This window comes from Leifsonia sp. TF02-11 (assembly GCF_017565305.1).
In the GTDB taxonomy this organism is placed as follows: Bacteria; Actinomycetota; Actinomycetes; order Actinomycetales; family Microbacteriaceae; genus Leifsonia.
Genome location: NZ_JAGEKP010000013.1, coordinates 228,269 through 240,561, shown reverse-complemented (window position 1 = coordinate 240,561; position 12,293 = coordinate 228,269). Strand labels below are relative to the sequence as shown.

11 protein-coding genes are annotated in these 12,293 nt (G+C 68.3%); 4 read left to right on the top strand and 7 right to left on the bottom strand.

From position 1 onward, the window contains the following. Positions 1–4: 4 nt before the first annotated feature. Positions 5–1,060 (top strand): LacI family DNA-binding transcriptional regulator, encoded by a 1,056-nt coding sequence (locus tag JNB50_RS16910; protein ID WP_208041324.1) that lies wholly within the window; start codon positions 5–7, stop codon positions 1,058–1,060. A 47-nt stretch (positions 1,061–1,107) separates the two neighbouring features. Beyond that, the gene (locus JNB50_RS16905; protein WP_208041323.1) at positions 1,108–1,548 is read left to right on the top strand and encodes a hypothetical protein; all 441 of its coding nucleotides are present in this window, start codon (positions 1,108–1,110) and stop codon (positions 1,546–1,548) included. Positions 1,549–1,578: 30 nt separating this feature from the next. Here JNB50_RS16905 and JNB50_RS16900 read toward each other — a convergent pair whose 3' ends face one another. The 3 genes from JNB50_RS16900 to JNB50_RS16890 all read right to left on the bottom strand — a co-directional run bounded on the left by JNB50_RS16900 (position 1,579) and on the right by JNB50_RS16890 (position 6,375). Continuing rightward, a complete protein-coding gene (locus JNB50_RS16900; protein ID WP_208041322.1) occupies positions 1,579–2,598 on the bottom strand; it encodes an FUSC family protein in 1,020 nt (339 codons plus the stop codon). Positions 2,599–2,644: 46 nt separating this feature from the next. Then, the gene (locus JNB50_RS16895; protein ID WP_208041321.1) at positions 2,645–5,155 is read right to left on the bottom strand and encodes an ATP-dependent helicase; all 2,511 of its coding nucleotides are present in this window, start codon (positions 5,153–5,155) and stop codon (positions 2,645–2,647) included. 152 nt (positions 5,156–5,307) lie between these two features. Next, entirely contained in the window at positions 5,308–6,375 is a 1,068-nt protein-coding gene (locus tag JNB50_RS16890; RefSeq protein WP_208041320.1) for a glycerophosphodiester phosphodiesterase family protein, read from the bottom strand. Positions 6,376–6,463: 88 nt separating this feature from the next. Here JNB50_RS16890 and JNB50_RS16885 point away from each other — a divergent pair, with 88 nt between their 5' ends. Together JNB50_RS16885 and JNB50_RS16880 are read left to right on the top strand one after the other, a co-directional pair. After that, positions 6,464–7,075 (top strand): hypothetical protein, encoded by a 612-nt coding sequence (locus JNB50_RS16885; RefSeq protein ID WP_307794769.1) that lies wholly within the window; start codon positions 6,464–6,466, stop codon positions 7,073–7,075. 26 nt (positions 7,076–7,101) lie between these two features. Then, positions 7,102–7,899: a Bax inhibitor-1/YccA family protein gene (locus tag JNB50_RS16880; protein WP_208041319.1), complete on the top strand. Its 798-nt coding sequence runs from the start codon at positions 7,102–7,104 to the stop codon at positions 7,897–7,899. Between the two features lie 63 nt (positions 7,900–7,962). On the opposite strand, the gene guaA is transcribed toward JNB50_RS16880, so the two are convergent. From guaA to JNB50_RS16860, 4 genes are all read right to left on the bottom strand, one after another. Next, a complete protein-coding gene (guaA, locus tag JNB50_RS16875; RefSeq protein WP_208041361.1) occupies positions 7,963–9,564 on the bottom strand; it encodes a glutamine-hydrolyzing GMP synthase in 1,602 nt (533 codons plus the stop codon). Positions 9,565–9,586: 22 nt separating this feature from the next. Beyond that, positions 9,587–10,036 (bottom strand): DUF3817 domain-containing protein, encoded by a 450-nt coding sequence (locus tag JNB50_RS16870; protein WP_208041318.1) that lies wholly within the window; start codon positions 10,034–10,036, stop codon positions 9,587–9,589. Positions 10,037–10,040: 4 nt separating this feature from the next. Beyond that, entirely contained in the window at positions 10,041–10,853 is an 813-nt protein-coding gene (locus JNB50_RS16865) for an SURF1 family cytochrome oxidase biogenesis protein (RefSeq protein WP_208041317.1), read from the bottom strand. Positions 10,854–10,925: 72 nt separating this feature from the next. Then, positions 10,926–12,293 carry a cation:proton antiporter gene (locus tag JNB50_RS16860; RefSeq protein ID WP_208041316.1) on the bottom strand — a complete coding sequence of 456 codons (1,368 nt, stop codon included), beginning with the start codon at positions 12,291–12,293 and terminating at the stop codon, positions 10,926–10,928.

The following is a 12,293-nucleotide window of genomic DNA, read 5'->3' as shown; positions in this document are numbered from 1 at the left end:
GAAGATGAGCCACGAGGGGTCCCGGCCGACGACCATCGGCGAGGTCGCGCACGCTGCCGGCGTCTCGCACCAGACGGTCTCCAATGTGTTGAACGCCCCCGAGCGGGTGGCGGAGAGCACGAAGGAGCGGGTGCACGACGCGATCGCCCGTTTGAACTACCGCCCGAACGCATCCGCTAAACGACTGCGGACGGGGCGCCCCGCCACGGTCGCGATCCGATTCGACGCCAACTGGGACGAAGGCACTGGATCCCTCCTCGACCGCTTCATCCATGCCACGATCGACGAGGTCTCGGCACGAGGCATGCGGGCACTCGCCTACACAGCGGACCAGCCCGATCGCGAGCTCCGGACGATCCGGGAGCTTCTGGAGGCGAGGGACGCCGACTGGCTCATCGTGACCTCCACCTTCCCGGGCGATCCGCGTGTGTCCTGGATGATCGAACACGAAATCCCCTGCGTTCTCTTCGGGCGGCCCTGGATGCCGGACGGCACCGTGAGCGCTGCTCCCGTCCTGTGGGTCGACGTCGACGGGCGGCAGGGAACATACGATGCCACCAGGTCATTCCTCGACGCCGGGATGACGCGTATCGGGTACCTGGACTGGACGTACTCCTCGGGAACGGGAGTCGACCGACGCTCAGGCTGGGAGGCCGCGATGGTCGAGCGTGGCGGCCTGGGCGCGGAGACGTTGAGCACTCTCGTGCAGGCATGCCCGGACGACGCCGAGCATGCCACTGCTGCAGTACGGGAGCTCCTGCGCCGGGTGCCCGAGCTGGAAGCGCTCGTCTGCGCAAGCGACACCCTGGCCGTCGGCGCCATGAAGGCCGCGGCGGATGAGCGAAGGGCGGGGCTCCGGGTGGCCGGCTTCGACAACTCTCGAACTGCCGCCCTCCTCGGATTCTCGAGCGTGGACCAGAACCTCGCGCGGGTCGCATCCCTGTGCTTGGACCTGTTGGCGGCGCGCGCCGAAGGAAGGGGTGGCCCATCCAACGCGCTCGTTCATCCCTCGTTCGTGGACCGGGCACAGCCGTACACATTGACGGCCTCCGGACGCTGAACCGCGCCGCCCCTCGGCGAGACCGCCCGCCGGTGATTCACTGGGGTGTGCCAACCACGACGCTCATCATCGGCTCCTATCGCCGCCATTTCGCGCAGATCCTCTCCGTCAAGTCCGCCCTCGAAGACCGCGGAGTGCAGGTTCTCGCGCCCGAAAGCGACCAGATCGTCAATCCGGGCGAGAGCTTCGCGCTGCTCGAAAGCGACGAAGACCGCACCCCTCGACAGGTGCAGGATCGGATTTTCTCGCTCGTCCGGAGGGCGGACTTCCTCGTCCTGGCCAACATCGACGGATACCTCGGCGCCGCGGCGACCATGGAGCTCGGGTACGCGATCGCGGTCGGCACCGATGTACTGACGATCGAACCGGTCGTCGACCCCAACATCGGGGCATACACGCGACTGTTCGACCTCGAAGCCCTCCCCGGCCTCCCGGATCGGCACGCACAGGAACACGCACAGGAGACGGCCGACGACCCCGCCGGTTAGATCGACCCTCGATCGAAAACCGAAGCCCGTTCAGCGAGGGAGACGACGACTCCGCTCCAGCGCTCGCGCGAGCAGCACGAGCGCGATGCCCACGCCGGCGCCTAGCACGGTCTCGATGACGCGGTCGAAGAGCAGCGGGCCGAGCGGCGCCGGTGCGGCGAGGTGCGAGACCGCCAGCGCCATGGGCGTGATGAACAGCAGGGCGTAGCCGTAGTGCCGCCCGACGAGCATCTCCGCGAAGAACTGGCAGACGACGATCACCACGATCACCACACCGGCAGGAGGAGACCAGAACAGCACGGCGGCGGCGACCGCGACTCCGCCGACGGTGCCCAGGATCCGGTGGAGGGACCGCGAGATCGAATGCGCCCCGCGCGCCGGAGGGATGACGGCGACGAGGCTCACGACAGCCCAGTAGGCGTGACCCAGTCCCAACGTCAGCGCGAGGCCTCCCGCGATCAGCACGCCGATCGCGTTCTGCGCGGCCGTGAGCCAGACGCGCCCGTCGCGGAAGACCGTCGTGTCGACACCGGGACGCCGATGCAGCTTCTTGAGCAGCACCGCGCCCGTCCGCGCGGCCCGATCGCCCGCCCAGCGGCGCACGACCCACCCCGACAGCGTGAGCAGCCACGAGAACGCCGCCACGGCCGCTGCCAGCCCGATCCGCGGGAGTGCGTCCTGCGCGGGCGTCGGCACCGCTGCGCAGACGAGCAGCGCGAAGACGAAGAACAACGGTTGCGTCGGCAGGAGCTGGAACGCGGTCGCGAGCAGCGTCCCGGCGACGACGATCAGCACGAGCAGAACGGTCACGAGCCAGAGCGGTTCGCCCGCGACCGCGACGATCACACCGAGCGAGATGCTCACCAGCATCGCGACCGCCGCGATCGTCACGCTGCGCAGTCGCAGGCGGTACGGCTCGTTGCGGCCGTAGAGAGCGGTGAAGGCGCCGAACGTCGCGTACGCGGCGAGGTCCAGACGACCGAGGGCCAACAGGATGAGCAATGGAACCGCGACAGCGGCCGCCGCCCGGAAGCCGACCTCGACGCTCATCGTCGCCAGGCGCTGCCTCACCGCCGTGCCCCCGCGGCCCGGCGCGTCACAGCTTGTCGATCGGCGCGATCTTGATGAGGAGCTTCTTCGCCCCCACCTTCTCGAACTGCACGTGGGCGACGCGCTTGGCTCCCTCGCCGGTCACGTTCGTGACCCTGCCCTCCCCGAAGTCCGCGTGCCGGATGCGGTCGCCGGGAGCCAGCTCGAGGTCGCCGTTGTCGCGCACCTTGCCCGTCACCCGGTTCGGCCACTCGGCCTTCGGGCGTTCCGCGGGGGCGCTGCCGCCGACGGGGTAGCTCTCGTTCCACCGCCCGGCCGTGCCGCCGCCGAGGCCCGGCCGACGCGCGTTGAGCGCCCGCGATTGCGAGCCGCCTCGGCCGTTCGCGGCGCCGGGAGACTGCTTCCAGTCGATCAGGTCGGCAGGGATCTCCTGGAGGTACCTGCTGGGCATCGCGACAGCGGTCTCGCCGAACTGCGCTCTGGTCATCGCCAGAGACAGGAACAGGCGCTTCTTCGCCCGCGTGATGCCGACGTAGAACAGCCGACGCTCCTCGGCCGGGCCTCCCGGCTCGTTGGCCGACATCCGGTGCGGGAGCAGGTCCTCCTCGATGCCGGTGAGGAACACTGCGTCGTACTCCAGGCCCTTGGCCGTGTGCAGCGTCATCAGCGAGACCGAACCGCTCGAATCGTCGATCTCGTCGGCCGCCGCGACCAGGGACACCTCGGTGAGGAAGTCCACGAGCGTGCCGTCCGGGTTGTTCCGCGCGAACTCGCGGGTCACCGCCACGAGCTCGTCCACATTCTCTGCGCGCGCCTCGTCCTGAGGATCGCGGCTGTTGCGCAGCACCTCGAGGTAGCCGCTGCCGTCGAGCAGGAAGGTCAGCACGTCGGCGACGGAGGCCACGCCCGCCGGGTTCGCCGGGTCGATCTTCGCCGCCGCCTCGTCGAGCAGGGCGGAGAGCTGCAGAATGGCGCCCGTGACCTTGGGGCCGAGGCCCAGCGAGGCTGCGTCGCGCATCGCGTCCCGGAACGTGAACCCGTTGTCCTCCGCGTAGCTTGCGAGCTGCGTCTCCGTCGCCGGCCCGATGCCGCGCTTCGGGGTGTTCAGGATGCGGCGCAGAGCCAGCGTGTCGTCGGGGTTGGCGACCGTGATCAGGTACGCCATCGAATCCTTGATCTCGGCACGCTCGTAGAACTTGGTGCCGCCCATCACCTTGTACGGCAGAGCGGAGCGGATGAAGATCTCCTCGAGCGCACGGGTCTGGGCGTTGGTGCGGTAGAAGACCGCGATGTCTTTGTAGTCCATGCCCGCGGCGTGGAGCTTCTCGATCTCGTCGGCGACGAACTGCGCTTCGTCGTGGCCCGAGTACCCGGTGTAGCCGACGATCTTGTCGCCGTCGCCGACCGCCGTCCACAGCTTCTTGTCTTTGCGGTCGAAGTTGTTGGCGATGACCGCGTTCGCGGCGCTCAGGATGTTCTGCGTCGACCGGTAGTTCTGCTCCAGCAACACCACCTTGGCACCGGGGAAGTCGCGTTCGAACTCCACGATGTTGCGGATGTCGGCGCCGCGGAACGCGTAGATCGACTGGTCGGAGTCGCCGACGACCGTGAGCGAGGCACCGGGGATGGCGCCGACGACGTCGCGCAGCTTCGCGACGTTGCGCCCGTGCTGCTCCATCTCTTCGGCGATGTCGGGCGAGACCGGCATCGTCAGTTCGCGGATGAGGGAGTACTGGGCGTGGTTGGTGTCTTGGTACTCGTCGACCAGGATGTGCCGGAACCGCGTCTGGTAGAGCGCCGCCACCTTCGGGAAGGCCCGGAACAGGAACACCGTCTCGGCGATGAGGTCGTCGAAGTCGAACGCGTTCGCCCGGCGGAGGGCGCGCGTGTACTGCCGGAAGATCTCGAGGAACATCACCTCCTGCGGGTCGCTCAGATTGGCCGAGCGCGCGAAGGTCTCGATGTCGGTGAGCTCGTTCTTGAGCTTGGAGATGCGGCCGGACGTGCCCGCCACGGTGAAGCCGAGGGTGTCGGCGTCGAGCTCCTTGATGATCCGCTTGAGCAGGGCACGGGTGTCACCCGAGTCGTAGATCGTGAAGCTCTGCGTCTTGCCGATCGTCTCGGCCTCGCGGCGGAGGATCCGCACGCACGCAGAGTGGAACGTCGAGATCCACATGCCCTGCGCACGGCCGCCGAGCAACTGCTCGACGCGCTCGCGCATCTCGTTCGCCGCCTTGTTGGTGAACGTGATCGCGAGGATCTCGCTCGGCCACGCCTCCCGGCTCTCGATGAGACCGGCGATCCGCCGGGTGAGCACGCTCGTCTTGCCCGACCCCGCGCCCGCCACGATGAGCAACGCGGCTCCGCGGTACTCCGCAGCCTCACGCTGCTGCGGGTTGAGCCCGGCGAACAGCCGATCGGAGGGCGCGTGCCCGCCGCGACCGCCGGTCGCCGAACCGCCACCCGAGCGCTCGTCGCCCTCCCAGCCGTCGAGGATGATCGGCACAGAGGAGGGTGCGGCGGAGGTGGGAGGAGGGGCGTCGGGAAGGCTCGTCATGTCTTCAGCCATTTTAGCCGCCGCCACCGTCATCGCGGCCGAGAGCCATCGCTACCGGGCGTGCTCGCGACTCGCGACCCAATACGCTCGCGTCCGAATGCGCTCGCGACCCAGCACGCTCGCGCGGCAGGATCCGGGTCAGCAGTCTCCGGTCAGCGGCCGTCGCGCACGGCGACGGCCAGGTCGGGGTGATCCGCGAAGACGCCGTCCACCCCCGAGTGCAGCAGGATGGCGTACAACCGCCTCCAGTCGCCCCACTCGTCGTCGCGGCCGCCGCTGCGGAACTCCCGGGGAAGCATGCCGTTCTCTGGGCGCAGCGTCCAGCAGTACACCGAGAGGCCTGCCGAGTGCGCGAGGTCGACCAGGTCGGACGTCACAGCGCCGATGTCCACTCCTCCTTCGTCCTCGCCGAACAGTCCGATGGACACGGAGCCGGAGTGCAGGATCTGCCCCACGTCGACGCTGATCCCGTCCACCCGGTCGGCAGGCGACGCCGCGGAGCCGAGCGCGTACAGCCCGCGGAGGGTCACGTCGGACGCGTAGCCGGGCGCGGCGGCGCCGAGCGCTGCGACCCGATCGGCCGGCGCGCCCTCCGCCTCCACCAGGTACACGCGCCGCCCGCGGAAGCCGCGCACGCTCAACCGCCCGAGCACGGTCTTCTCGAAGCTCTCGACGACGAGGCCAGGGTGATCGCTCCAGCCGGTGTCGGCGAGCGTGTCGACGAAGAGCTCGTCGAGCGGGAGCCCCGCGGCCTCGAAGTAGGTGGCGTGCTTGAGCTCGGCGACGAGGCCGAGCGCTCGGCTCGCCGCATCGGAGGCAGAGTCGACGACCTCCAGCACGTCGGACAGCCGCAGGATCGGGTACCGGTCGTCGAACGTGGCACTGGCCTGACGCAGCTGCGGGAGGCGTTCCCTCGCCCGCAGCACCGAGAGCTCGCTCCACGTGAAGTCCTCAGTGAACCACCCGGTCAGCGCCACGCCGTCCACCTCTTTCGTGGTGCGGCGGTCGGCGAACTCGGGGTGATCGGCGACATTGGTCGTCCCCGAGATCTCGTTCTCGTGGCGCACCACCAGCACGCCGTCCTTCGTGGCGACGATGTCGGGCTCGACCGCGTCGGCGCCGAGCGCGAACGCCAGTTCGTAGGAAGACCTGGTGTGCTCGGGGCGATAGCCGGGCGCGCCTCTGTGACCGATCACAGACGGAGTCGAGCGGGCACGCATGTGGCGATCCTAGCCGGGAGGTCGAAACGATCCGATGCACGTCGACCCGATTCACCCGTCCGTCGAAACGAGGTGACACAATCAGGGTGTGCCCGATCCCGACGGCCTCCCCACCCGTGCGCCGACGACCTCCGGACCGCTGCAGGAGGCCGCAGAGCACCCCCACGTCTGGCACGAGCCGACGCGCGACCTCGACCTGCACTGGGGCAGCTACCGCGCGAGGTGGATCGCCGGGCTCGCGATGATCGTGGTCGGAACCGCGTGCATCCTCGTGACGACGGCGTACAGCCTGCCGTTCCTGCTCGTCGGCTCGCTGATGCAGCCGGCGGGCTGGGCCGTTCTGCCCTCCACCATCGGCCGCCGCGTCGCGGTCGTCGTCCCCGTGCTGGGCTTCACCTGGCTGATGCTCGGAGGATCCGGCTTCGCCTGGTGCTACGCCATCATGCTGGCGGCCTGGCTGCTGGTGCGCCTGCGCCCGCTCCCCACCTTCGCCGTGCTGGCGCTCCCGATCGCCTCGAGCCTCGTGCTGCCGAACTTCGTCAGCACGTACGAGCAGGGCTGGATCACGATCCTGGTGAGCTCCGTGGTGATCGTGGCGTCGGCCTGGCTCGCGCGCTGGGGCGCGATCGCATTGGATTCATGGCAATCTGTCAGAAGTCTCAGAAAACAAACCGATAGGTTGGACGAACCGAGACCCTAAGCGGTCCCCGACAAAGCGAGGAACCCATGGCACTCAACAACCCGGCGTTCTCGACGAACCCGGCGTTCCAGAACAACGGCCAGACCGCGACGGCCGTCGCTCCGAGCGCCGAGAACCTCGAGCAGATGTACCAGGCGCCGTCCGCCACGTCCGCCGACACCGACCGGATGACGGTCGAAGACACCATCAATAAGAGCGCGATCTCGTTCGCCCTGTTGGTCGCCGGCGCCGTCGTCGGCTGGATGGTCCCCGGGCTCTACATCCCGGCGGCGATCGTCGGCTTCGTGCTGGCGCTGGTCAACATCTTCAAGAAGAAGCCGTCCCCGGCGCTCATCCTGAGCTACGCCGGCGTGCAGGGCATCTTCGTGGGCGGAATCTCGGCGGTGTTCGAGTCGATCTATCCCGGCATCGTCATCCAGGCGGTCATCGGAACCCTCGCGGTCGTCGGCGTCACGCTGGCGCTCTTCGCGTCGGGCAAGATCCGCGCCTCGGCCAAGGCGACCAAGATCTTCCTGATCGCCATGTTCGGCTACCTGGCGTACTCGCTCATCAACGTCATCCTCGTCTGGACGGGCGTGACCCACAGCGCGTTCGGACTGAGCAGCGACGTCAAGCTCTTCGGCGTCCCGCTCGGCGTCGTGATCGGCGTGCTGGTCGTCATCATGGGCGCGTATTCGCTCGTGCTCGACTTCGACTTCATCCAGCGCGGCGTCAAGAACCGCGCACCGCGTATCTACGGCTGGTCGGGTGCGTTCGGCATCATGGTCACCGTCATCTGGCTGTACCTGGAGATCCTGCGACTCCTCGCGATCTCGCGCAACTAGTCGCCACACGCAGAAGGGCCGGGATGCATCCGCATCCCGGCCCTTCTCGCGTCTACGGGAGCGTCACTCCCATTCGATCGTTCCCGGCGGCTTCGACGTGACGTCGAGCACGACGCGGTTGACGCCGTCCACCTCGTTGGTGATGCGGTTGGAGATCGTGGCCAGCAGATCGTACGGCAAGCGCGTCCAGTCGGCCGTCATGGCGTCCTCGCTGGAGACCGGGCGCAGCACGATCGGGTGACCGTAGGTTCGGCCGTCACCCTGCACGCCCACGGAGCGCACGTCGGCCAGCAACACGACCGGGCACTGCCAGATCTCGGCGTCGAGGCCGGCCGCGGTCAGCTCGGCACGGACGATCGCGTCGGCGTCGCGCAGGAGGTCGAGACGTTCCTGCGTCACTTCGCCGACGATGCGGATGCCCAGGCCAGGGCCCGGGAACGGCTGGCGGCCGACGATGACCTCCGGCAGGCCCAGCTCGCGGCCGATCGCGCGCACCTCGTCTTTGAACAGGGTGCGCAGCGGCTCGACGAGCTCGAACTGGAGGTCCTCCGGGAGTCCGCCGACGTTGTGGTGGCTCTTGATGTTGGCCGTGCCCGTGCCGCCGCCCGACTCCACCACGTCGGGGTAGAGGGTGCCCTGCACCAGGAAGCGGATCGGGTCGCCGTCGTTCGCCGCCTCGGCGATCAGGTCGGCCTGGGCCTTCTCGAACACGCGGATGAACTCGCGGCCGATGATCTTGCGCTTGGTCTCGGGGTCGGAGACGCCCGCGAGCGCGGTCAGGAACTGCTCCTGCGCGTTCACGGTGACCAGCCGCACGCCGGTGGCGGCGACGTAGTCCTCCTCGACCTGGCGCGCTTCGTCCTTGCGCAGCAGGCCGTGGTCGACGAAGACGCAGACGAGCTGGTCGCCGACCGCCTTGTGCACGAGCGCGGCCGCGACGGCGGAGTCGACACCGCCGGACAGGGCGCACAGCACGCGTCCGCTGCCGACCTGGGCGCGGATCGCGGCCACCTGATCGGCGATCACGTTGCCGCTGTTCCAGTCGCCGGGGATGCCCGCCGCGCGGTGCAGGAAGTTCTCGAGCACGGCCTGGCCGTACTGCGAGTGCTTGACCTCGGGGTGCCACTGCACGCCGTAGAGCTTGCGCTCCTCGTTGGCGAACGCGGCGACCGGGGTGTCGTCGGTGGTGGCGAGCACCTCGAAGCCCTCCGGGGCGCGCGACACCGAATCGCCGTGGCTCATCCACGCGGTCTGCTGCTCGGGCTGACCGTCGAGGATGCTGCCCGCCCCGCCGATGGCGGCGTCCGAGACGCGCACGGCCGTTGAACCGTACTCGCGGCGACCGGTCTTGGCGACCTCGCCGCCGAGGGCGGTGGCCATGATCTGGAAGCCGTAGCAGATTCCGAGCACCGGCACGCCGAGCTCGAAGATCGCCTCGTCGAGCTGGGGTGCGCCGTCTTCGTACACGCTCGACGGGCCTCCCGAGAGCACGATGCCCGCGGGGTGCTTGGCGGCAACCTCGGCCGCCGTGACCGTGTGCGGCACGATCTCGGAGTACACGTTCGCCTCGCGCACGCGACGTGCGATCAGCTGGGCGTACTGGGCGCCGAAGTCGACGACGAGGACGGGTCCGGACGGTGCGGCCGAGTCGGCCCCTCCGAGGATGTCCGAGAACGCTGCGTCGGTGCTAATTTGTGGCCTCCACGAATGTCGCTGCCTCGGCCTCTCGGCCGGCCAGATAGGTCTTGACCTGCTTGGTGATCCTGGCCTCCACGAAGAACGAGAGGAACGGCACGACGCCACCGAGGGCGATCAGCACGAACTTCGTGAACGGCCAGCGCATCAGACTCCACAGGCGGAAATCGGAGAAGAGGTACACGACGTAGAGCCAGCCGTGCGCGATCAGGATGCCCGTGCTCAGGTCGACCCCGGTCGGTGCGACTGCGGTCTTCACCGGAACGAGGGTGAGGGCGCCGTAGTTGCTGAACGCGAAGAGCTGGTAGCCGAGACCGTACTTCACGACCATCTCCACACAGAGCAGCAGGAGCATGATGCCGGTGACGTAGGCGAACACCTGGTAGAACTTCAGCGCCCCACGGATCTTCGGGAAGTCTTCGAGCTTGGGAGCGAGGGGCATACGGCTATTCTACTTTCCCGGCGCGGGCGCCGGCGCCGTCCACCGGGCCCGCGTCCGCGGCGGCCGCCGCCAGCTCGCGCTCCTCGTCTTCGCGCTGCTTGGCGTCGCGCACGAGCCGGTACCAGAGGAAGATCGCGAAGCCGGCGAAGATGATCCACTCGGCCGCGTAGAAGACGTTGAGCCAGTTCAGCTCGGTCTGCTGGATCGGCGGGGGCGAGTCGATCTTCACCAGCCCGGCCGGGGGCGTCTGCTCGACGGCGTAGGCGTTGTAGACGTCCATGCCGTCCACGCCCGTCCAGAGGTTGTAGAGCTGGCCGACGCCGAGGCTCTTCATGGCCATCGGGTCGCTCTTGTCCGGCACCTGGGGCTGCTCGTCGGGGAGGATCCGCGCCACCATGCGCTCCGGCGTCTCGGGCTGGGACGCGAGCTTCGTCATCGCAGCCTTCGCCGCCGCCTCGTTCGGAGCCCAGCCCCGCGCGACCGCGAGGGCGATCGTTCGACCGCCTCCGGCGTCCACGTTCACGTGCGAGACGACCCACCACCCGCTCTTCCCGTCGTTGAGGCGGTCCTGGAGCAGCTGGTCGTCGCCGGCGATCACGGTACCCGTGAAGTCGACGAGCTGGCCGACCGCCTTGTCGGTGAGCGGACCTCCGGGTCGAGCCACCTGTATGAGCGGCAGCACCGTCTCGGTGGGGGCCTCCACCGCCTTGCCCGACTCGATCGCACGCTCCAGCTGCCACTGGCCGAGGGCGGCGAAGCCCGCGGCGAGCGCGAGCGCGAAGATCAGCGCTCCGATCCAGCGGGGGCGCAGCATCATCTGAAGCATCGTGGTTTCGCCCGCCTGCGCCGGGGTGCCGGCACTCGGGCTGCCGGGGGTGGTGTCGATGGGTCAGTCCCGCTTTCGGTCGACGGTCGTGTCCTGCTGCTGCATGGCCTGCTCGACGATCCGGTCCACAGCCTCGCGCGTGTCGCCCGCGCTCCTGTCGTCGCGGCGCGTGTCGGAGTCGAGATCGGCGGTCGCCGCCTCGACGAGTGCGATCTCTTCGTCGAGCATGGGATCGCGCTTCTTCCGCCGGTCGCGCCGTTTGGACGATCCGGACCGGAGAATCATCGCACCGATCTTCTCGGAGTTCGCTGCAAGGATCGGACCGAGCACGGCCATGATGAGCACGTAGAGGCCCGCGAACGGCACGATCCGCGGGTCGAGCCCGGCACTGATCGACAGCGTGGCCAGGATGAGCGCGAACTCGCCGCGGTTCTGGAGGATGACCGTGGTGTTGATTCCCGCCTGCGGGCCGAAGCCGTTGATCCACGCGACGAACTGGCCGGCGAGGATGTTCAGCACGATCGTCATGGCGACCGCTATCAGCACGGGACCGAGCACGGACGGGAACTTCGCCGGGTCGAGCTCGAGCCCGAAGTTGAGGAAGAAGAAGGCGGCGAACACGTCGCGCAACGGGATGGCGATGTGCTCGATCTTGTTGCGGAACTTCGTCGCGCCGAGCACCAACCCGATGAGGAAGGCGCCGATCGCGTCGGTGACCCCGAGGATCTCGCCGATCCCCGCGAACAGCACGGCCAGGCCGAAGAACAGGATCGTGAAGAGCTCGTCGTCCTTGGTTCGGAACAGCCGGGAGGCATACCTCCCGCCGAACCTCGCGAGGGTGAACATCACCACGAGGAACAGGAAGGCCACGGTGAGCTTGCCGACGACCGGCCAGAGCTCCGTCTCGCCGCTCAGCACCACCGACACGATGGCGAGGTAGATCGCGATGAAGATGTCCTCCACCACGGTGACGCCGAGGATCATCGGCGTCTCGGTGTTGGGCAGACGCCGCAGCTCGATGAGCAGTTTGGTCACGATCGCGGACGACGACGTCGCCGTCATCCCGGCGATGATCAGCGCCTCACGCGTGCCCCAGCCGACCCAGAAGCCGAACGCGAGCCCGACGCCCATGTTGATGAGGATGTAGGAGCCGCCGGAGACGACGAGCTTGCCGAAGTTGCCGAAGAACTCGTCCTGGTCGAACTCCAGGCCGAGATTGAACAGCAGCAGGATGAGCCCGAAGATCGCGATGAGCTCGATGTAGTTGCTCTCGAAGCTCAGCGGGAACCAGCCGGTGTGCGGGCTGGCCAGCAGGCCGACGAGCATGTAGATGGGGATCGCGGGAAGACCCACCAGCTTGCCGAGGCGCCCAAGCACGTACGCGACGAGCAGCAGGATGCCGAGAATGATGAGGTCTTCTCCGAGATGCAT